The following is a 22,863-nucleotide window of genomic DNA, read 5'->3' as shown; positions in this document are numbered from 1 at the left end:
CTTACGCCTTTCGATAAACGTTCAACGCGAGGGCCGCCGAGGCCTCACCCTTCAGCTTGCCGACATGCATGCCGATGACACGATCGACCCGTCCCTCGAGCAGTGCAACGTTCTGCTCCGCAATGATCATGGCGGCATCTCCGAGCTTGACGGCCATCAGCGCGTTGATCACGCTCTTGCCGATCTTGGGCGCCAGCCCGAGCGATGGCTCGTCGACGAGGAAGAGCGACGCATCGGTCATCAAGCCGCGGCCGATCGACACCATGCGCCGTTCGCCGCCCGACAGGCGCCCCACGGGTGCATCCATCAGCTTCCGCAATGGTGGAAAGATCTCCAGGATGCGGAGCTTGCGCGCGGCGCGATCGCGCCACGCCGCCGCGGTGTACGCCCCGGAATCGAGATGCTCCTCGACGGTCAGGCCATGGAAGATCTCGTCGCCCTGGGGAATCAGCGCCAATCCCGCGCGCACGATCTCGTGGGTGTAGCGCCCCGGTCCCTGGCTTCGCGTGCGACCGACCTCCCTGCCGTTAAGCTTGATCGAGCCGCGCTGCCAGCCGGTGAGCCCTGCGATCGCATAGAACAGCGTCGACTTGCCGTGACCATTCAGGCCGACGATGCCGATCCGCTCCCCACACTGGGCAACGAGATCGAGATCGTGGATGACGCGGACCGGTCCATAGCCGGCGGACAATCCCTTGACGTTCAGGACCTCGCGCTGGGGCTGACGCGCCGGAGGGCCCGGCAAATGATTGCTCATCGAGATGTTCATGCGTCGGCCTCTTCGCTGAAGTCCTCGAAATAGGCCGCGTGAACCTTAGGATCCGCCATGACGTCGTCCATCAGGCCCTCGGAGATCACCTCCCCGGCATCCATCACCAGAATCCGGTCGGCGATCGTCCCGAGGAGCTCGATGCGGTGCTCGACGATCAGGATCGCGATGTTCATTTCCTTGGCGAGGATGCGCAGCAGGGTGTCGATCTCGTCGACCTCCGAATTGATCAGGCCCGCCGCCGGCTCATCCAGCAGCAGCAACGACGGCCGGCGCATCAGCAGGCAGGCCAGCAGCAATTTGCGCCGGTTGAAGGTCTCGAGCTGCGTCGCCGGCGTGTCCTCGCTGATCTTCAGACCAACGAGGTCGGCGCCATATTCGGCATCGAACTTGGTGAGGAACGGACGATGGGCCTGGCGCGCCGCCTTGAACGTCTCGCCGACGGTCAACTCGTCAGGAACGACCGGCGTCTGGAACGTGCGGCCGATCCCCAAGCGCGATCGCGAATACAACGACAAGCCGGTAACATTCTCGCCCTTGAACCACACCGTGCCACTCTTCGGCGGCATCCGTCCTGAGAGGATTTCAAACAGGCTGGTCTTGCCCGCGCCGTTCGGCCCGATGATGCCCAGCACTTCCCCGGCCTCGACATGCAGGTTGATATTACGGAGGATCTCGCGACCGCCGAGATCGAGCGAGATGCCACTGCAGGAGAACAGGACGGACTTTCCGCCCTTTTCAGTCGTGCCGTTCGGGGAGAGTTGTCTGAGCATCAGCTCCACCACGGCGCAGAGATCAGCTTCGTTTCCGAGACCGGACTGGGATAGACGATCTTGTGCTCGCCGCCCTGGACCTGCACATAGAGCTGCGCAACACCGGCCTCGAGCTTGCTCGCCTGCAATTCGTCGCCGCCATTGTCGGGGAAATGGAGCGCCTCCTGATAGGGATTGCCCATGTCGACGTAGCCGCAGACGCCCCGCTGCGGATTGGCCCGGATCCAATCGCAGACGTCGCTGAACTTTCGGGGATCGCCGACAGCTTCCCAGGCCTTCTTGAGGTAGTAGGTCTGATCGTACGCAATGCCGGTATAGGCGAGCCCCGCGATGCCGGGGAAACGCTTCTTGTACTTCTGCCTATAGGCGAGACCTCTCTCGTCGCCATAAATGCCCATGGTTGTGCCCCAGACGAAGGCGTTCGCAGCCGATCCGGCAAGCTCGAGGAATTCTGGCTGGGACGGGCCGTACTGGAGATAGACGAGCGAGTCGCGCACCGGGCTTGCCACGAACTGCTTGCAAAACGCGGCGTATTCAGCGGCCACCCAATGGTCCACCAGGATCGCGGCGGCATCGACTTCCTTCATCTCGCGAATGACCGGCGCCCAGTCCTGCACGGGATATTGTATATCCGTAATGCGGGCGACTTCGAACTTGCCGCGCCGCTTGATCGCCTCCTGCGCGGCACGCGAAATGGTCTGGCAGTAACCGATCTGCTCCTGAATGATATGAACCTTGCGGTTCTTCGGTTTCCAGACGCCCCGCTGCTCTTCGTCCTCCAGCCAGAGAGCATAGCTCCATCCGTAGTTCACCTCCGACGGGCAGAACTGGAAGATGTGGCTGTATTTATCCGGATGCGCCTTGACGGCAGAGGTGCCGGCGCGTTGCGCGTTTCCGTTGATGTACGGACATTTGTACTTCACGGTCGCGTCCATCGCCGGCAGCGGGACGAGCGTGAAAGCAAAGGAGATCGCGTCAACCTTGGCGTCCACGCAGGCGGCAAGCGCCTGCTTGGAGGATTCCGGCGACAGAACGTTCATGTCCGTCGTGAACAGCTTCAGCGGCCTGCCGAGGATGCCGCCCGCGGCATTGATCTCCTCCATCGCGAGCGTCGTGCCGTTCAGAAAGTCCTGATGATCCGCGACGCCCGCGGCAGCCGTCTGGCAGTAAGGAACGCCGAGAACGATCGGCTGGGCCGCAAATGCCGACCGTCCAACAAATGGTGCGGCGACAGCCGCGCCGATGCCTGCGGTCACTGAACGTCTGGTGAGTCTCAAAGCCATCTGAGCGACTTCCTGCAATCGAGCGCACGGGTTCTCGGCATCGCAACCGAGGTCGGGCCGGATTTCGTGTCGGGTGACGACGGCGCGTCCGGGCCCCGTCGGGTGCTGCGGGCCTCGATCTGCATCCGAATGAACAGAGGCGGTGAATGCAGCCGAACCGCGTGGACCGCAGCTTCGGTTTCCCGCCGATTTTCAGCAATACGTCAGCTGACCGATTTTGGCGGACGAGTTGGAGCGACCCGGGAAGAACCCGAACCACGACGCGGGTGCGAACAGAGATTGAAGTGACAATTTTCTCAGCAAGCCCAGCCCGGATTTTCATCAACCGACGACGCTGCCGGCACGCTTGCATCAGAGGTGCTGACTTTGAGCCGCACGAATTGTGACGTTCCTTTGACTCGACAGGCGCGCAGCCCTAAGATGCTCGTATAGCTTTCAGCTCGGTGCTGATTTCGATCCGGGACCATCGGGGTCAGCAGAGCGAAGGGCCACAGTGATGACGTGGCACCTTGCGTTGGTTGGAGCGGTCGTTGCCCTGAGGCTGCGTAAAGCACCTCAATTCCGCCCTAGCCAGCAAACCGACCGTCAGCGACCAAGAAGAAGATTCGATCACGAACCGTCGGCAAGATCTTTCGCGAGCTGGGAGGCTCACCGTGAAATCGGCAGCGATCGACCCTACGATATCAGCCACGGTCCGGCTCGACACACCGGCGGCAGCCCTGAATGATCAGATCATCGATCAAGCGACTCAGGTCAGCCGTTTGTTACGCGAGTTCGTGAGGAGCGAGGCAATCGCCCTGGTCGCGATGGATCCGATATCCCGAACCCACCGCTCTCTGGCCGACGACGGATATACGGACAGAACGATGTCCTACGTGCTCGACGGATTCCCTGCCGCCTGCCCGGCTTACGCCATCGCGCGCGAAAAGGACACGCACTCGCTGCGCTGGCGAGACTACAAGCGTGACTGGAATCTCTATCTGCCGGATACGTTCACCGCGCAGGAATACCTGATGCCGGATGGATTCAGGGAAGGTTCGACGATGTGCCTGCGCGTCGCGGATGGCCGCTACATCGGGGCCATCCACATGAGCTGGTCCAGGGAGGCGCACGCCACCGACGAGCGCCGCGAGATGACGGAGCGCTTCCGCCCGATTCTGCTGAACATCTGCGATCAGCTCAGGACACCACAGCTTCTGGCCGATGAGCTGGCGCCAGGCTCCTATGCGCTCGCCGTCTCGCCGAACGGTTTTGCATTTCACCTGCCCAACCGCAGTCCGGGGCCTCATCTCGGCGAAGGCGGAGAGCTTCGCCGGCTCGTGCTGGAGAAGGCGAAGTCCTCGAAGCTGCAACGCTTCGTCTGGCCGGACGAGGCCGGTCGATGCCACCAGGTCACCATCACGCCCTGCCGCGGAAACATCCTGCTAATCACCGAAGAATGTATTCGCTGGCCGTACAATCTCTCCCTCCGCGAGATTCAGATCCTGCACCTCGTGACCAGCGGCGCGTCAAATCCCAACATCGCCGAGCAGCTCTTCGTGTCGCCCCGCACGGTTTCCACGCACATCGAGCACATCCTCGCAAAGATGAGCTGCGACTCGCGTACGCGACTCGCGGCACTGGCGGTGTCCGAAGGACTGCTGCTGGCGGAGAACCCTTCGCGGCGGTCCCGAAAGCTCGCCGGCCATTGACCGGCCTCGCGACCGCATCAGCCGAATAGCCCGTCTTTCGCGAAGGCTCCCGCTGCCCGCCCGACGGATAGGAGTCGACCGGCCGAAGATGCCGGCCGGGCGGGCTGCGATGCGACAAATGCCGTGGCGAGCCGTGCCCTATTCGGCGGCCTGCGCATGACAGCTTGCGGCGTTCCGGTCCGGTGCGAGGTCGATGCCGGGATTGCGGTCGAAAAAGCCGCTGGGCATCAGCTTGAAGCCGGTAAAGATGCAGGGTTGAACGGGAAAGTCTTCAGGACGAACTTGATGGTGAAGGCCGAAGACGTGCCATAGCACGATGTCGGTGTTCTCGATATTCCGGTTCTTCCTGACGAAATCGGAGACGCCTCCCGTACCATCGGAGTGGTTCATGTGTTCGCCGGCCGGATAGCGCTCTTCGGGATCGAAGGCCGTGACCCAGAGCTGGTTCTTGATGAAGGCCGACCGCCTGCCCGACGGCGACTCGGGATGGATGAACGACGTCACCGGATGACTGGGCTCGAGCTTGTAACCCGTCGGCGTGCCGACCCAGTTCTTGCGATTGGGGTTGATGACCTTCCAGGCCCGATGCGTCGCCGGATTCGCCTGGCGGCAGCCGCCCAGCTCGGTTTTCAGAACCGTTTCATCCTCGTAGAAGCCGTTGCCGTAGGCATTGTCAGGTCCCCAGGGATCGGCTTGCGTGTTGAGTTCGACAACGCTGTTGTCGTCGCCATCGACGTTCATGTCCAGCCGCGCGCAGAAGATGTGCTGGTGAATGTGGCCCACGACGCCAGGGGCAACTTCCTTGCCGTATTTGCCCGGCTTGCCCGGATGGCAGGCGGCGGTGTTGATGATGCCGGTGGCTTTGAGCTCGAACTGGATCGAGCCGTCGGTGTGGAAGTACCAGAACAGCCCATATTCGTAGTTGGCGACCGTCGCGATGCAGGAGATCACCAGCCTGCGGGCGCGGCGTGACTCGACATTATTGGACCGGAAGTCCCAATGCTTCCACAAAAGCCCCGCGTCCTCTTCATGGATACAGATGGCGTTTTCGATCGTGACAACATTGCCATCCATCGTCGCAAGGTGCGCATCGAGATAGGCGATGGCACCGAGGCAATCGCAGCCTAGCTTGAGCGAATTGGCGAGCTTGCCGATGCCGTACTCGCCGATGTCGAAGACATTCTTCCGGAAATGACCCTTATCGGTGGTACCGTAGGGCACGACCATTTCCACCAATGATGCACGGTGCGCGATCGGCCGCCGGTCGTAGCTGATGTCATGCAGGGTCAACCCTTCGCGGGAATTGAAACCGATGAGCATCGACCAGCGATCCCATTCCAGCCGCCGCCCATCGAGCCTGAACGAAACGCCCTCGGGCTGAACGATGTTGAGCGGCTTGTAGGGGGAGCGCGGATCCTCGATGAACTCCGCCTCGTAGTTCACCTCCGCCTTGGAAACCGGGATGATCTCGTGATCATCGACGCGGATGATCTCGTAGGTCTTGATATCGACCACGGCGTTCAGGCCACCGATCGGGTGCGCATAGAGATTGTCGTTCTCCCGCAGGCGCAGCCAGGCAAAGACGTGCGCGAGATAGCGGCCATCCTCGCCGGGAATGCCGAAATTGCCAGCGGACCACGGATCGATGCAGACCAGCGACATGTCCTCGATGCCGCGCTTCCTGCACGCCGCAATGAATTCGGGAGCTGCGCGCACGGCATCCTCGATGGCCGTGAACTGCTCAAGCTGGATCATCGGCTTGGCGGTCGGCAAATACTTCGAGGTGAGAACTCTCCCTTCCGTCAGCGAGACCGTCAGGCGCCAGATGCCATCCTCTCTCACCTTGAATAGATTGACGCGCGCCGCCCTGGCAATCGGCTCGCCGGGCTTGTACCGGCGCAGTACTGATTTTTCAGGTTCCAGAAGTTCGATGGTCTCGAAGAGAAAGTCGGCGCCGTACTGCGGATCGCCGCGGACTATCCGGACAACGGCGCCGATTTCGGCCGCCGTTAAGGGGTCGAGTGGATGCTTCACGATGTCCACGCTGCCCGTCTCCGGGGCGCATGTGCAAGACGACGAGGCGACGACGGTATCCATAAGCGGGTTCCTTGCGTGGCCGACTGGTGACGAGCGCAGCGACGGAGCGTGTCCGCGCTCGGGCATCCGACCTGATCGATGTCGCTGCGGGGGTCGGCCAGGCACGACGGCCGTGCTGAATTCCGAGTTCAGATCCTATCCCAACGGATGTTTTCGTATCGGATGAACGGCTGACCCGGTCGGCTCGCAGACGTGGCAAGTCTCTTCGGCGCACCGCTGTTCGACAATACGTCAGTTGACCGATTCTGCGGATGCGAACGCGGACGCGATGCTAAAGATCACCGTCGATTGATACAGCGACCAAGTTGCCTCACGCCGGTCCACTCCGAGCACGGGCGAAACGCCCGAACCGCGGTTTCTTGTCGGCCGACGCAATTCGCGCCCGGGGGCTCCCGTGCGCTACCAATAGAAGTACGAGATCGTAGAAAATCGTAGGATTGGTAGCGGGGGAGCGCTACATCGCTAGACCCACTATTTCCGAAGTCATGTTTTCTTACCGAAGAGCAGCCTAACTCGAGACGTGGACCCTTGGTAGGTCGTCAATAGTCGCCGTTCGTACGCAATCCCTTGCCGGCGAGAAATGGTCCGCGGGTAGGTTCAAATCCCGGACAGGCAACCACCGCCACCGACACTCGTTACGATGGCTATTTGAGGCGTGATTGGCGCAAGCGAACCGACAGACTCTACAGTTTTCCCCTTTCATCCGCGGTGAGCTTTTTCTTTTGCTCCTCTGTCAGGTCGCCATTGCCAACGACCTGAAATCTGCTGTCAGGCTGGTAATCGTGCGGCTCAAGGCTGCTGCGCTCATCATCCTTCCTGCGTTGATCACCGTTGGGGCCGCCGTCGCCTCCACCGAAGCCGAGGAATTCGACGATGATGATCGACGGACGATCGCTGGTGCTGGGCGCGGCCGGCTGAGCCTGCTGCGTCGCTGCCGTCATGTTGCTGCTGGAGGCCAGTGCGGCGACCGGCGGCGCCTGCACCGTGGGAACGCCGGTGACATTGCCCTGCGCCTGGATGTTGGCGGCGTTGACGATCTGCAGCGCCGCGAGGTTGACGTCGGCGCCGGAGCGGATGCCCGCTTCGCCTGCATCGATGGTGCCCAAGGGCGCGATGAGGTCGATGCTGCCGCCGGGAACGCCCGGAACCGAACTGCGCGACGCGATGCCCGCGCCCGAACCGGGCACGGCCGGTGACAAAGTGACCATGCCATAGTCGTCATAGACTCGCCGCGCTGGCGTGTAGACGATCGTGGTCTTGGCGCCGCGGCCGGCGTTGATGTCACCCTCCGCCGACCAGCCGAGGACGTCGCCGCCGAAGGTCGTCATGATGCGGGACAGGCCAAGCAGGATCGAGCCTTTGGAATAGAGCGCGATGTCGCCCTGCCCCTGGGTAATGAGGCCCGACGATGCCGGCGGCACCTGGCCTTCAACACCCACCACTTGCTGGCCGCCCGGCGTCAGCATCTGGATGCCGCCGCCATAGAGCGTGCGTACGCCGGAGCCTCCGAATATGGTGATGTCGCCACCATATGTGATTGGATTGCCGTTTGCGCCCTCCTCAGGGAACAAAGCCGCAATCGCCTGGCGGCCGCGCAGATAGGATTGGAAGCGTGCGCTCTCCCGATCGTTGTATTCGCGGCCGCTGGCCTTCAGCTCTGCGAAATAGACCTGGCGCAGGAAGATCGCCTGCTGCTCGGGCGCGAGCGCCGTAAAGTCGGCGTGCGCGTCCGCGACGGTCGACGCCGCGAAGCCGTAACGCTCCGCCAGCCAGGCCATCAGTTCACGCTCATAGGTCTTGGCGACCTTACCGGGCTGGTCGGCAAGCGGCGTGCCGACAACTGCGAGATTGACCGGATCGAGATAGGCCCAGAGACTCGCATAATTCGGCCCGTTGGGGCCGGCGCCCGCCTGCATCAGGATCGACGCGCCGGGTCGCGTGTCGCCTGCGGCCAGAGCGCCGATCGAGACGATCGAGCCCTTGTCACCGAGATAGAGGTTGCGGCCGGCGATCACTTCGAGCGAACCCGGTCCCCCGACCTGGACCTGGGCGTAGAGGATGTCGCGGCCGGCCTCGATGATCGAGATGTCGCTCGCATCGTTGTTCAGAATCAGGCTCGGCGTATCCTTGAATTCCGCATCGGCGAATTGGCTACGATAAGCATTCTTGCCGAAATTGACGATGTCGCGGCCGGCATAGATGCGGGCCGGCATCGCCGCGCGATAACGCGGCAGATATTCGCCGTTCACGAATTGCGGCGTGGGATCGCCGAGCGTGAAATTAACGATGTCGCCGGTGAGCGCATAGACGCGGATGAGCTTGTTGTCGCCCGCGTGCAGGTTGGTGGTGACGGTGTCCGGCTGGAACTGGAAATAGGAATTGCTCGATCCCGGCCGGAACGGGTTGGGGATCGAGTTGGGATCGGCCTGCGCACCCGATACGTTCCAGGCAGCCGCGGAGATCGTGTTGATGTTCGCGACGCGGAACGCCGCCGCGTAGATCGAGTCGCCGGCCAGAAGCTCCAGATAGCCGTCGCGTGACGGCGCCAGCTCGATGCGCTGCGAACCTGCCCAGTACAAACTGCCGTGAGCCGCGACCGCCTCGAAGATCGGCGGCAGCATCGCCCGGTTCGTTTGCTCCTCGCTGCCCCACCTTTTGTTCTGGCCATCATACTGTGAGACGTCTAGCGGCACCATATTGCCGCCCGCGGAGAACAGCGTGATCGCGCTGTCCGAGCGCCACAGCGAGAAGGCCGGGCCGCTACCGGAGACCCCGATGGGATAGATCATGCCGGGATCTCCGGCTCCGCCGAAGACGAGATCACCGCGCGCCCGCAGACTGGCCGATCCGTCGCCGATGACGACCACCGGCCCGCCGACGCCGCCATCGGTCTGGAGCCTTGTTGCCCGATAGAGATCGGCGGCCCGCGGATCGTTCGGCGCGCCGACGCCGTAGGCCAGCAAGACCGAGCCGATGGCCCCCGCTTGCACGGCGATGTCGCCTCGCACATTGGTGAAGGAACCGTAGAGATCGTCGGGAGCGAGACTGTTCGGTGTGGTGAACGGGTTGAGCCGGCCGCCGATATCGACGGAGAGGTCACCACCGCCGGTCTGGACCAGCGTGCCGCCGGTCACGACGCCATCCGGCGTCTTCGTCACCGAGGTGACGCGGCCGCTTCCGCCGACCGCGAAGACGAGGCCGGTGCTGGCATAGATCTGGCCGCTGGGATTCGTGACCGCGCCGAGCGCGCCGGCATCGCCGCCGACGTCGACGCTCAAATTGCCGCCGCCCAGAGCGCCGAAGCCCGAGAAGCCAAAGAAGAGGTTGCCATTGGGCCCGCCGAATGCCCCGAAGCGGATGCCCCAGGCCGCCGGCGTCTCTGCGTCGCCCTGGCGCACCAGCCAGTTGCCGACGGAGTAATTGTTCTGGCTGGGGGACGAAGGATTGTCGACGTAGGCATATCCCGTGAGATTGCGTCCGGCCGTGATGGTCAGATCGCCGCCGCCTTCGGTGAAATAGCCGCCTTGCGAGGTGACGCCGGAATAGGCGCCGCCGACATTGATCTGTGTGCCGGCGGTGTAGACGCCGAAGGGCGAGTCTTGCGAGAGGTCGCGCCCGGCGATGAGATCGAGGTCGCCGGTGCCGGTGCGGATCACATTCGGCAGGATCCGCCCCGACATGTCGTTAATCGGGTTGGAGAGCACCATATTGCCGCTGCCGCCGAGCTGCGTCAGCGTCCGTACCGCGCGGGTGTCGGCGCTCTGGCGGTCGGCGCCGGCGACCATGCGGATCGACCAGGATTCTGTGCCGGCAGCCAGCGGCTTTGCGCCGGCGACCAGCTTGGCCGCTTCGGCCAGCGAGGTCAGATACGTGCCGGCGGGGAGCAGGTCGCCGGCTGACAGCGTGGTTTCCTGGATCTGGATGTAAGGATTGGCTGCGAACTGGAACATCGACAGATCGGTGCCTGCGGCGATGGTCATGCCCACCACAAGGATGTTCGCAGCGGCCGCAGTCGGCACGGCAAAGCCGCTGCTGATCCTGTCGCCGCTTCTCAACTGCCGGTTCGCGGCTACGCTGCTGGAGAGCACGGTGCCCGCAGCCCATTTCAGGTTGCCTTGTGAATCGTAGACGTTGGCGGTTATCACCGTGTTCAACGGCAGCGTGACGGAAGCAGAGGACACGACCGCTTCGGCCGTGGTCACCGCTCCCTTGGTCAACCGGGTGCCGGTTCCCGCCACAACATCGAAATTCAGGCTTCCGCTGTTTGGGATCTGCGAATTCGCGCCGATGACCAGTCCGGAGCGATCTGCGGTCCAGGCGACGGTGAGGGTCTTGTCGGTTTCCAGCGTCCGGCCATAGGTCGGGACATCCACCGTGAGGTCGAACCCGTCCGACACGCTGCCGTTCACGGTCAGATTGCCCGGCGCGCGGATGACGAGCGAACCCGGTTCTGCCGGCGCCTCGGTGTCGCTGTTCTGGTTGATACCGTAAGTCCGCATTTGAGCGAGATCGAGATCGCCCTTGATCGTCAACTTGCCATCCGAGGTGTGGCCGCCCAGGATCTCGACGCCGGCACGCAGATGGAAGACGTCGCCCTGAGCGGCGAGACCCGCGATCCGGTTCAACAGGTCGGCATTGTCCCGAGCCGCAAAAGTAAAGAAGTCATTCAGCCAGGCGATCTGAACCAATCCGAGCTCGCCCTGGGCGTTCAGCGGATTGCCGCTGCCATTGTCCTGAACGATCGTGCCGTCGGCATCCGCCGGCGAATAGGACCAGAATGCGTTCAGCGCGATCTCCTTCGCGCCACGGATGGCGAGCGGGCCCGCCGCATCGACCCACACATCGCCGCCTGTCTCGCTCGTACGGCGGGCATTGAGCGCAATCTTGCCGCGAGCCGCGCCGTCCGGCGATCTCAGGTCAAGCGTTGCGCCTCCGGCGAGCCGGAGCCAGCCCCTCGTCGTGGTCAGCTCGATGCTGCCGCGATTCTTCGCTTCGATAACAGCGCCGTCACTGTCGGTCTGCAACTCGGTACCGCGCACGTCGAGCACGGCGGTCGAGGCCAGCGTGAGGTCGTCCTTGGCCGAGAGCCGGATGGAGCCCGGCGTCTTGCCGCTGGCGTCGATCCGGCCGTTGACGGTCAGGTTGCCATTGTCCACCGACACGACGACATTGTGCGCCCTCACCTCGTCACCGATCGTGAGATCGCGTTCCTTGATGGTGAATTCGCGTGTCTCGAAGAAGCCGCCGGCGTTCAGCGCACGGTTGATGCGCGCAAAGCTCTTGCTGTGCGACCATGCCTCCCTGTCCGCAAGCCCGGTGGAAATGTAATGGGCGTTGAGCTTGAACGAGCTGCTCTTGTAGCCTTCGGTCGCCGAACCCCGGAACATATCGTCGAGCGAGACCGGTATCCTGTCGTCCCCGCTGGAGAAGACGATGTGACCGCCGCCGCCCGTGGTGTCCGCGGTGACCAGCGTGATCGACCCCGCATCATTGTTCACCGCCGACACGTCGAAGATCGCGCCATGGCGGATATAGATGCTGCCATAGTCGCCGCTCTCGAGCGCGATGTCGCCGCCCCAGGAATACTTCGTGACGTCCTTGAACGGGATGGCGCGACCCGAAAGATCGAACCGCGCATGATCGCCGATCTCGATGTTGAAGCCGCTGGTCACCGACAGCTTGCCGGACGGCAGCGCGATGGCGGTGTCGATGTCGACGAGAGAATAGACCGACTGCAGATTGAGCGTGGCGCCAAGCGTATTCACGGTCGCAGTATTGGCCGGCGAGACGCCGTCCGGCGCGCGCACGTTCAGCCTGCCGCCGGCATAAACCGACAGCGTCGATCCGTTGTCGCCGGTGAGCAGCGGTGTGACAAGGTTCAACGTTGCCTGTTCGCCCCGGTAGGTGGTCGGATCGAAGTCCGCGGTCGGACTCGGGCCGGTGCGCCAGACTGCGAGCGTATTGGTATTGTTCGACGTGATGCGATCCGAAGCGTTCAGGTTCACCGTCTCGAAGCCGAGCATCAGCCGGTCGAACTTGAGCGTGTTGAACGACCGCGCCTGCTCGAGATAGCCGAAGACGATCTCGCGCGCGTCGACATTGAAGACGCCGTGGCCGGTGCCCGGCCCGTTGGCGATGATCGCGCCGGGCACGGCGGGCGAATAGATCGGCTGACCATCGTTGGTCGTGCCCGTCCGCAGCGAGCGGCTCGACCACACGAGCCGGTCGGTGGTCAGCGTGACGCTGTCACTCGCACCGCCGTGGCCGTAGATCGCGGGCGTGCTCAGCACGAAGCTTTCGAGCACCGACTTTCCGCTCGCGTCGAGCGTGGAGAGGTTGACCGAGCCGTAGAAATTGATCGAGTTTGCGGCCGACAGGATGAGATTCTTCATGCCCGGCGCGCCGGTCTGAGGATCGCCCTGCACCAGCCTGTCGAGCAACGCCTGGTCGAGCGACAGCCCGCCCGGCAGGATGCCGGCGGCCGCCGCAGCCGCAAGCTGCCCCGCAGTGCCGATATTGATGTAGGGCAGCGCCAGTTCGAGATCGCGCGTGCCGAAACGGGCGCCGTCCTGCAGCACGACGCCGTGGCCTGCAGTGAAGGCGATCGAGCCTTCGCTGTAGAGCGAGGAGCGGTCTTCGAGGGTGATCAATGACGTCGTAGACCGCGTCGGATCGAGCGCGATCGAGCCGTTCGAGACCGCCAGCATGGTCGGCGCGCTGAACAGAATGCCGGAGGCCACCGTGTCCGGGGCCATCAGCCCGTGGCCGAGCGTATTGACCGACGCGCCGGATCTCACGGTGATGCCCTGGTTTGCCGTGATGATGACCTGCGAACCCGAAAGCGTCACGCCGTCCTCGAGTGTGACGGTGCGGGCCAGTCCGTCATTGACCGTGATGTTGAAGACTGGCGTGTCCACGGCATACTGGCTCGCCGGCGCCGAACCGATATAGAGATTGTGTGCGCCGATATCGGCGATCTCGGACGCGGCGATGGTTGTGACGCTGCCGCTGCGGGCGGTTGTGCTGCCCTTTCCCGTAATGACAATATCGGTGTTGTAGGAGCGGGCAGAACCGCCACCGGCGGAGACCGACAGCGTGCCGCCATACCCGCCTTCGGCCGGCGCGAAATCGGCGACGCCTTCGAATACGAGCGCCGATTCCACGCGCGCTGCGCTGCCTGCCTGCAATGTCGCCAGGTTTAGCGTCAAGAACTTGCCGTCGATCGACAGCAACGGCCGTGCCATGCCGAAGGTCGCCGCCTGCGCGAGTTGGAAGGCCTCGTAGCTCTGCTCGTTGTATTGCGAATAGGTACGCAACGTCACGCCGGGCGTGACGATGGCGGCGGTCGAGAGCGAGTCGACAATGGAGGTATTGGCCACGCCGCGCGTCGTGCTCGTCAGATAGGAACCGTTCGGCAGCGACTGGGCCGCGGCAAATCCGGTAGTCCCGCGTGCGCCGAGCTCGACGCGGTAGGCCCCTGGCAACAGCGCATAGTTCGCAGGCAACAGCGTGTAGGTACCGGCCGGCAGGCCCGGCACGCCGGCCGGAATCGTGATCTGCTCGCCCATGCCCGGCACCGCGCCGGTCCAGGCCGTCGAATAGCCGCCGGCGGGCGGTGCGATGGCGACGCCCGGCACAATGGCATAGACCGGATTCCCGGACGAGCTGAAGTCGTAGCCGGGATTGGCGTCGGCCAACGCGTTGACCAGCACGTCGACCGAGCCGCCGCGACCCGAAACGAAGCCTGCTCCGGTGAGCGCGCCGCCACCGGACAGATCGAGCACGGAGTCCGGATGGCTCACGACATTGGTGCCCGTCACGGTGATGCCGAGGCGCCCGCTGCGACTGTTAATGACGTAGTTACCGTCGGCATCCTTGACGACCGTTCCGGTGAGCAGGTCGTAGGAGAGCGGCTCGCGGCCGTCGACGGTGAAGCTGACGCCGTCCACCGTGCCGCCATAGGGTATGACAAGTCCCTTGGCGCTGACCGAGGTCAGGCTGCCCGGCAGGAATTCAACGAGGCCTTGCGTCACCATGTCCGGGGTGGCCGCGACGAGCGAGATCGCGCCGAGCGGGGCGAGCAGATTGCCGCCCTGCCGGATCGTCCCTGCCGACAAGTTGAGCACGCCGAACACCGAATAGGGCGTCGCGACCGGCGCGTTGTCGTGGCGGCCGATCGTGATCGTGCTGGTATTCGACGCGCCGAAGGCAACCATCGGAGAGCCGGTCACGTCGATCGCAGTGCCGGCATAAAGTTGCACGCGCGCCGCGGTCGTCGGGTAGATACGGCGCGCAATGAGATCGAGGTCTCCGGCCGAGGCGATCATCGTCATGTCACCGTTGGTGCTGCCGGTCGACGTTCGGTTGTAGGCGAGGAAACGCACGTCACTGTCGCTGTCGAGCGTGAGCTTTGCGACATGCGCGTTCATGCGGTTGACGATGTCGATCAGCCCGCCCTCGACAGTCAGCATTCCAGTGGTCGGGTAGGCGGGGAGGATCGACGGAAGCACCCGGTTCAATCCCGCCTGCAGGACGAACTGTCCGTCGAAAGCAACATACGGCGCCGACACCGTCGCGTGGCCGCCGCCGACGGAATTGTAAAGACCCGACGTGCGTAGCACGATGCTGCGGCCAGCAGATAGGTTCACATCACCATCGAACACGATGGCGGTGCGTGCAAACAGTGACAAATTGTCGAAGCCGCCCGCGGCAACTTCGTCGGCGCTGAGATTCGCATAGCCTTGCCTGAGATCGTTGTGCGCGGCTCCCGCAATCAGGTCTGCCGGCAGCGCGCTTGCCTGCTTGTCCTGCGCGATGTGAAGCGCCCTGCCCGCCAGAATGCGCGAGGACTTCACCTCGCCCGGGTTCTGGCTGTACATCGGCGCTTCGAGGTTGATCGAGAGCGTGCCGCCCGAGGCGCCAGCGCCGCCGGCACGGGCAAGCAGCATGCCGTCATTGTAGATGCCCTGGTACGAGGCCAGAACGATGCTGCCGCCATTGCTGGCGATGGTACGACGTGTGATCGTGCTCTGCCCGCCTGTGCCCACAGTGAGAAGGTCAAGTTGGGCGCTGGTGCCGGAGACGTCGATCACCGCACCATCGCGCACCACGACGTAGGCTTCCGTGGATTTATAGGCGTTGGCATCCAGCTCGTCGGCGCCGCCGCGGCTGCCGAGAATCACCGTTCCGCCGTTCGGCACGACACCGTAGATCTGGCCGCGCACATCGGTCGCCGTTACCGCCCGCGCCGAGGCGTCAAGCCTCGCGTTCTTGCCGATCCATACCGACAGGCCGCCCGGCTCTTCCGTGACGCGCGATACACGGTTCAGGATCGCGATCTCGCCGCCATGAGCGGTGATCGTGCCGTCGACCGTGATCTGCCCGCCGCTGGCGATCTCCACCTTGTGCCCCGGGTCGACGGTGATCGACGCAGCCGTGCCGATCGTGACACCACCGCCGGTGAGAATCGTGGTGAAGCTATTCCCCTGTCCCGACAGCAGTTCAAGATCGACGCCGCCGCGCTCGATAAGCTTTCCTTTGACGGGATCCGGCATGTAGATATCCGGCAACCAAAGGCTCAGCACATCGGACGGATCGCCGCCGGTCGGAGCCGCAGTAACTGCGCTGCCGAACCGGTAGATCGGCATCACCGGCGCAACATTGGCGCCCGATGCCACGAGCAAGCCGCTCTGTCCGTTGATCGAATATTTCGAGAAGCCGCGGCTCAGAATATCGTCGGCGAGATGGAGCGTCGCCAAGGGCGCGATCCGGGCCGCCGCCGGCAGAAGCGTCCCCGCCCGGATCACCGTGCCGGCCGCGATGGTCACGTCCACCGGCGCGGGCATCCCGGGCATGTAGGTCACGAGTTGCGGCGCGGTCAGCCTCAGGCCTGAGGGAAACGCGTTGGCGGGCAGCACATAGCCCCCGGGCAGAATAGGCGTTTGCGTGCTGTATCCACGCACTGTCGAGCCGGCAGGAACGACGGTGCCGGGTGGCGCGGCTATCACCGCCGATGTTCCGGGTCGTATGTACGCAATGCTGACTGCGCCGGCGGGGACGACCCACTCCGCCGCCACCGTGGTCGTGGGAATGGGCACATCGGTGGGCAGCGCCGCACCCGCTGCGACCGTAGTGAAGGTCTGGCTATAGGCGCCCGGCAGCGGCGACCCCGCCCGAATGAGCAACGCCTCCGTTAACGTCACATCAGCCGGCGTCACGCTGCCGGCAGGCAATGTCTCGCCGATCTCGTAGCTGGCATCGCCGATCACGACGAGGCCCGCGGTGGACAACGACAGCGCGCCGCCACCTTCGACACCGTAGCCGGTGATTGCCCCGTCCAGTGTGAGGTTGCCGCGGCCACCATTGAAGCCGGCGAGGACCGACAGGTCTCCGCCCTTGCCCGCCTTGGTCTTGCCGTTGGCGAGGATCGCGGCACCGGAGGAGGTGTCGATCCGCGATCCGGTCTCCAAAGTCACGTCGCCAGTCGAGCGCAGCGTGACGTCTCCGCCGTCGGCGAAGGCGAGACCGGAGAGATGGCTCGGATCAAGCTGCGCGTTGGTCCAGATGCCGCGGGCGTCGATCGTCGCACCCGAATGCAGCGTTACGCTCGCAACACCGTCTCTCGACAGATCGGTGGTCCGCGTGGCGAGGACGCCGCCCCGGTCTTCAAACGTCACTAGCTGGTTGCTTGCCGTGACACTGCCGCCTCGAACGGTAACGTTTGCCCTGATGTCGATGACAGGTGCGGTGAGGTCGAGGGAGCCTCCATCGGCCAGCGCGAGGCCGCTGTCGATCGCGATGGAGCCGCCCGTGGCGAGGTCGAGCCCGCCGAGCCTTTGGTCGTTGAGGCGGGAGGCATCAAGCCATAGCGTGTTGCTTCGGCTGGCGGGAAGGACGGAGGACGCGTCGAGGCTTCGGGTGATGTCCTCGACGCCTCCGATGACGATCGCGCTGTCGTGAATGCCCATGCGCCCGAGCGCGCCATAGCTGCCGACAAGAAGCTGTCCCGCTTGCGCCACCTGGGTCTGGCTGAGCTTGTAGCCGTCGGCGATGTCAGTCGGTCGCGCCGAGACCTGTCGCTCACCCTGGACGACATCGGCGAGGATGTCGGCCTCGAAGATCGCCGTCGGGGTTGAGAGGATGAGCTGCCCCGCGTCGCGCCCGACCGTGTAGCCCTCCTCCCAGCGCACGCTCTCGCGGCCCTTGCCGAAGGGGCTGGTCCAGACCTCGGTGACGTTCCAGCGCTCGTGCTCGCGAACGAAGCCCTGGCCGAGACCATAGAAGGTCATGTCGGCGCGGGCGTCGTTGATGTTGTAGAGCCGGCCGTCCGGTCCGAGAAAGTTGCTGGTGCGGATATAGCCGGCCTCGTAGCGAATCGAGCCTCCGGAGATATTGAACACTGAGCCTTGCTTTGCGATCACCTCAGGCGCCGACAGCGTGATGGTGCCGCCAAGCGCGACCCACTCCCCGATAGTGTGAGCGGTGTTGGCGAGATGACCGCCGACTTCGAGCAGACCGCCCGGCGTATAATAGCGGTCGGTGTCGTAGCCCCCGGTCCCGGCCGGCACGAAGATCAGGTCACGAATATCAACCCAGACATCCTGGTTCTTCAGGTAGTCCTTGTCGCGGTTGACCGGACTGTCGCGCAGCTCATTGCCCTGGATATTGACGAGGATGTTGTTCGACGACATTGCCAGCGACACGTCGCGGACGCCCGAGACGTCGATCGTCGCACCGGTTTCGGTGAAGACACGTCCCCCGGCTGATACCGCAACCTGACCGCCTTGCGCGATCGTAAGCGAGCCTGCTCCCGGTGTCGTACCGCCCTCGAAAATGACTTGACCGCCCGTGACGATCTCGATCCGCGACTGATCGAGCCGGTCGGCCAGCGTCGAGAGATTGTTGAAGATTCCGAGCGGCGTCGTGGCTCGCAGCAGATTCGCCGCTTCGGACGCATCGATCAAGCCATCGCGCTGCGAATTCAGCGCGGTCTCCCGGCTCTCGAGTTCGGGAATGATTGTGGTGACGCTACCGGGGCCAAGCCTGATGCTGCCGCGCGTGTCGGTCGCCGAATTCAGAAGATGGATCGTGCCACGCGTATTGACCGAAGTGGAGGCGACGAGAATGGCGTTCTGCTCGATCGTCCGACCCGCCAGCGTGATATCGCCCTGCGGGCTGAAGATCGAGCCGTCATTGCGAACAAGCCCCGCGAGGGTGCCCGCGTCGAACAGCGGGGCAATCTCATTGCCGCGCGTGGTCGAGAACTGGTTGGCTTCCGTGCCGTAACCACGGCGCAGTACGAAGTTGTCACCGGCTGCGAGCTGGGTCTGACCATTCGGCGTCGTGATCGAGCCGGCGTTGACGACCTGACCACCCATCAGCAGCACGAAGCCGCCGCTGGAGGTCACTGATGCCGGGGCATGCGTCTCGATTTGCGCGCCGGCTTCGACTTTGACGACGCCGCCGCCGGCGCCGTTGTTGAGAAATTCGGCCGCATCCGTAAAGCTTGGCGTCCAATTGCTTCCGCTTCCGCTTCCGCTTCCGCTTCCGCTCGAATAGATGCCGCTCAGGAATTGCTCGTTGGTGATCTTCGCGGTCGAAGCGATCAGCGCGCCGACATTGATCTGGCTTCCGCCGCCGAAGATGATGCCGTTCTGGTTAATGACATAGACCGAGCCATCGGCCTTGATGCTGCCGAGGATCTGGCTCGGCCTGCCATCGGCGCCGAGCACGCGATTGAGCGCAACCCAATCGCGATTGCCCTGCTGGTGAAAGCGCAGATCCGTTCGGGCTCCGACGTTGAACGTATCCCAGGTGAGGATCGCCTTCTGCTGGGTCTGCTCGACATCGACCTTGACGCGATCGCCCTCAGTGAACTGCGTCGGCAGATTCGCGCCCCGCCATAGATCGGTTCCCGGCGCGGCACCGAGTGCCCGCTGAAGTCCGCCGGCGCCCAAGCCGTTCGGGACCGAGGACGCACTCGCCGCGGCGCGCGCCGCATCACGAGCCGCCTGCTGGCTCGCCTGCTGCGCCTGGATCGCGAGCGTCGCCCGCCTGAGCCCATCGGAGGACTGGCTCGCGGCGCGGGCGGCTTCCTGTTGAGCCGATTGTGCTGCCGCAATCGCCGCCGCCGAGGGTGTCGGCGCCTGTCCGCCAAGGGGCCGAGCATAAGCGTCCAGGGTTGTCATCAACAGCGCCGTCACACTGACGCCGGCCAGGAACGCAAAGCGATCGCGGCCACGACGCGTGGACAATGGCGAGAAATAGCTGGCGGCCGTCGGTCCGGGAACCCGCTGTGCCTTCAGATCCGCCTTGGAGGACTTCTTTGCGGTTTGGATCATCGACATCGAACGGCTCCTGTCATCGGTCGCGCCTGGTGCGATCGAAAGCGCTCACCCCTAGACCGATCGGCGGAGCCAAAACCGTAAATTTTTTCTTTCTTCGCCTGTTTCGCAATCGCCAGTTTTTCAGGTCAGCAGAACGATGCCGCCCGGCAGCGTTCGGCTTGTGATCCCGAAGGCCTGGTTCAGGCGCACCAGAATGTCGTCCATGTGATCGATGCGGAAGCGACCGCTAATGGGCTTTCGCGCGAGCTCTCGGTCCATCAGGATCACCCTGCCCGACCGATATCGGTTGATTTCTTCGACGACCTCGGTCAGTGGAGTCGAACGAAAGATCAGCACACCCTGCTGCCAGGCCGTGACGAGCTCGATATCGATGCTCGCAACAGGCCCAAGCACCCGATCATCATACCTGACCTGTTGGCCCGAGCCGAGCATCGTCGCCTGGGATTCCAGCGTGACGTTCACATTGCCGCCTACGCATGTGACGCACACGGATTGCCCGGCACGGCGAACATCGAAATGGGCCTGACTGGTCGTCATGACGCCGTTGGCCGCGAGAACGATGAGAGGGCGTTCCTGCTGGGACTTGGACACGAACGAGGCTTCGCCGGAAATCAGCTCAATGCGAGCGCCGTCGACGCCCCGCAAGGCCACGCTCGTTTGCGAGTTCAGGTGCATGGAAACGTCGCTCGGGAGCGCCAGCTGACGCTGTTCACCTGTCACAGTGCGATAGTCTGCTGACAACTCCGCAAGTGATGGCCAAAGATCGAGCGGCGGGGCAATCATGGCATAGGCCGCCGCGGCCGAGACAGTCGCGAGCGCCCCGCCAATGGCGGCACGGCGGCTGAGGGTCGAATGGGACAGTGGCCGTGCCGCCAAGGCGGGCGACAATTGCCCCCGTTCGCGCAAGCTCCGCGCCGCGGGGGCGAATTCCTTCCACATCCGCCGCGCATCGGCAAAGGCCGCTTCATGGTCTGGGCTTCGTGAACGCCACTGCTTCAAGGCTCTGACATCGGCAGGGGTCACCCGGCCGGCGTCCAAATGCTGGACCCAGGCCACCGCTTCACCCCTTAGCTCGCGTTCGGCTTTATCGTCCACCGCACCGACCCTCGACACCTGTCCATCCAGATGCTCCTGTGGCTTGGGCCACACGAGAGATGTCTAACGTTAAGACGGTTTTTCGAGCTCCGATCCACATTTTATTTTCGCATTTGCTTGCGGCGGGCAAGACAGTACTCGTGAGCCGATTTCAGCTCTTTCTCGACGAGGCTCAAGGAAATACCCAGGCGTTTGGCGATCTCGCTGCGCGACAAGCCGTCAAGACGCGCCGCGACGAGAATGTCACGCTGACGGGAGGGCAATTCCGAAATGAAGGTCTCGACAAGCCGTAGTTCGGAACGTGCCTCAACGATAGAGGCCGGGTCCGCCGCCTCGTCAGCAAGATCGAGCATTTTTTCGATTTCGGCAGAGTCCAGATAGCGTCGCTCCGAAAGGATGCGATCGCGCGCGACATTGAGCGCAATCCGGTACAAATAATTGACCGGACTGCTGACAGGACCGACGTGTTCGGCACGGTTCAGGCGCAGCCACGTGTCCTGGACAGCATCATCGGCAAGATCGGCTGACCCAAGCCGCCGCGTAAGCTTCACCTTGAGTTCCTGGTAGCTCGTAAGGAATAGCTGACGCAGGACGAGCAGACCGCTTTCAGTCATGGCCGGTCCTGCTTGGAACGCGGCGACCGCAGTCCTGCCGCATATCTGGATCGTTCGGCAAGACGACGATGGTAATCGGCTGCGCGAAGCCGGCGGGCGGCGCAACACCCAGACTTATCTGGCGCAGGGCAGCGTCGACGCTCCGATCCATATGGTCACTGCCGGTGGAGCTGAGCGTCTTCACCTGCAGCACTTGTCCTGCCTGACCGATCCACAAACGGGCTGCAATCCTGCTGCTATCAGGCACAGCGTGTGTTTCACAGAACACAGTCCTGAGACCCGCCTGCAGCAGACCGTAGTAACGCCTGTGGTCCAATGGTTGGCGTGTTGCGCTGCCCCGCACGGTTGCATCGGTCGGCACCGGACCAACGACGAAAAAATCGGTATCCTTAAAGTCCGCCCACAGGCCCGTGCCAGCCAGCAATATCTGCAGCGCCACTTCGGGCGCGTACACACCTTCAACAAGGCTGGAACGACGCCCCTCGGCCAATGCTCCGTCGTAGAGAACCTCACGGCTAGAAATGCGAGCGTAGATTTCTAGCGCTGCACCGAGCGGCTGGGATGGAATATTGAAAGCTAGGCTACCCGACGCAGCTTTCTTTCCAGAAGCATGGGGATCTGCTCGGCTTGGAATGGTAATGAGGGCAGAAAGAAGGATGGTGACTACCGAAACAGCAAACGACAGCATCCAAGATCGCGAACCTGAAACACGCGGACCTCGCATGACACTGCCGAATTACTCGCTTCTTATTCATCGGATCGAAGCGCCTGCGCAGCTGACATTAGATATCCTTTCGCCGCTCGCCGGCGCACTCGCCTTTAGCCCTCTATTGTGACAGTTGGACGAAACTTGCAATTTTGGATTTTCGAGACCTTTGCGCATCCGTCGTGGCGGTTCGACGCCTGCAATTCGTCGGGTCCTATCCTGAGAATTTTACCTCCATGGCCGCCCAGTGCCCCTCCGTCGCGGGACGACAATCGAGCAGCAGGAACACAGAACCGGCGGCGGAAGGCGCGTCACGTTGGCACAAGCTGCCAGTGGCTGGACTCTGGTGTCTGAAAAATCGTGGTGGGCGCACCAAAGCTCGAACCTGGGACCCGCTGATCAAGAGATAGCGACGGGTTGAGAACAATCAATGACTTGCCGGTGCCGGCGAGAAATGGTCCGCGAGTAGGTTCAAATACTGGACATGCA

Annotated in this window: 9 protein-coding genes; 1 reads left to right on the top strand and 8 read right to left on the bottom strand. The window is 63.4% G+C overall.

What is annotated here, in order from left to right; translation table 11 throughout:
* Nucleotide 1: 1 nt before the first annotated feature.
* Genes K288_RS0119280 through K288_RS0119270 form a run of 3 tightly spaced genes read right to left on the bottom strand, consistent with a single transcriptional unit; the run spans nucleotide 2 to nucleotide 2,825 of the window.
* Entirely contained in the window at nucleotides 2–769 is a 768-nt protein-coding gene (locus K288_RS0119280) for an ATP-binding cassette domain-containing protein (protein WP_244443181.1), read from the bottom strand.
* On the bottom strand, nucleotides 766–1,542 hold the full coding sequence (locus tag K288_RS45905; RefSeq protein ID WP_051334622.1) for an ATP-binding cassette domain-containing protein: 777 nt from the start codon (nucleotides 1,540–1,542) through the stop codon (nucleotides 766–768). Before K288_RS45905 ends, K288_RS0119280 begins: the two co-directional genes overlap by 4 nt.
* On the bottom strand, nucleotides 1,542–2,825 hold the full coding sequence (locus K288_RS0119270) for an ABC transporter substrate-binding protein (protein ID WP_027581040.1): 1,284 nt from the start codon (nucleotides 2,823–2,825) through the stop codon (nucleotides 1,542–1,544). The genes K288_RS45905 and K288_RS0119270 overlap by 1 nt, the downstream gene beginning before the upstream one ends.
* Nucleotides 2,826–3,478: 653 nt before the next feature.
* Between K288_RS0119270 and K288_RS0119265 the strand changes: the two genes are divergently transcribed.
* Nucleotides 3,479–4,516: a LuxR C-terminal-related transcriptional regulator gene (locus tag K288_RS0119265; RefSeq protein ID WP_027581039.1), complete on the top strand. Its 1,038-nt coding sequence runs from the start codon at nucleotides 3,479–3,481 to the stop codon at nucleotides 4,514–4,516.
* 138 nt (nucleotides 4,517–4,654) lie between these two features.
* Here K288_RS0119265 and K288_RS0119260 read toward each other — a convergent pair whose 3' ends face one another.
* The 5 genes from K288_RS0119260 to K288_RS0119240 form a co-directional block, all read right to left on the bottom strand.
* The gene (locus K288_RS0119260; RefSeq protein WP_051334621.1) at nucleotides 4,655–6,559 is read right to left on the bottom strand and encodes a primary-amine oxidase; all 1,905 of its coding nucleotides are present in this window, start codon (nucleotides 6,557–6,559) and stop codon (nucleotides 4,655–4,657) included.
* A gap of 737 nt (nucleotides 6,560–7,296) precedes the next feature.
* On the bottom strand, nucleotides 7,297–19,959 hold the full coding sequence (locus K288_RS45900) for a filamentous haemagglutinin family protein (protein WP_051334612.1): 12,663 nt from the start codon (nucleotides 19,957–19,959) through the stop codon (nucleotides 7,297–7,299).
* A 120-nt stretch (nucleotides 19,960–20,079) separates the two neighbouring features.
* Complete coding sequence (locus K288_RS0119250; RefSeq protein ID WP_027581037.1) at nucleotides 20,080–21,054, bottom strand: FecR domain-containing protein; 975 nt, start codon at nucleotides 21,052–21,054, stop codon at nucleotides 20,080–20,082.
* A 101-nt stretch (nucleotides 21,055–21,155) separates the two neighbouring features.
* Entirely contained in the window at nucleotides 21,156–21,668 is a 513-nt protein-coding gene (locus tag K288_RS0119245) for an RNA polymerase sigma factor (protein WP_027581036.1), read from the bottom strand.
* On the bottom strand, nucleotides 21,661–22,356 hold the full coding sequence (locus tag K288_RS0119240; RefSeq protein ID WP_152535585.1) for an STN domain-containing protein: 696 nt from the start codon (nucleotides 22,354–22,356) through the stop codon (nucleotides 21,661–21,663). The genes K288_RS0119245 and K288_RS0119240 overlap by 8 nt, the downstream gene beginning before the upstream one ends.
* Nucleotides 22,357–22,863 lie beyond the last annotated feature (507 nt).

Origin of the sequence: Bradyrhizobium sp. Ai1a-2 (assembly GCF_000426245.1) — a bacterium.
Taxonomy (GTDB): Bacteria; Pseudomonadota; Alphaproteobacteria; order Rhizobiales; family Xanthobacteraceae; genus Bradyrhizobium.
Note: the sequence above shows the minus strand (reverse complement) of the source record. Positions and strands in the feature narration are given on the sequence as shown.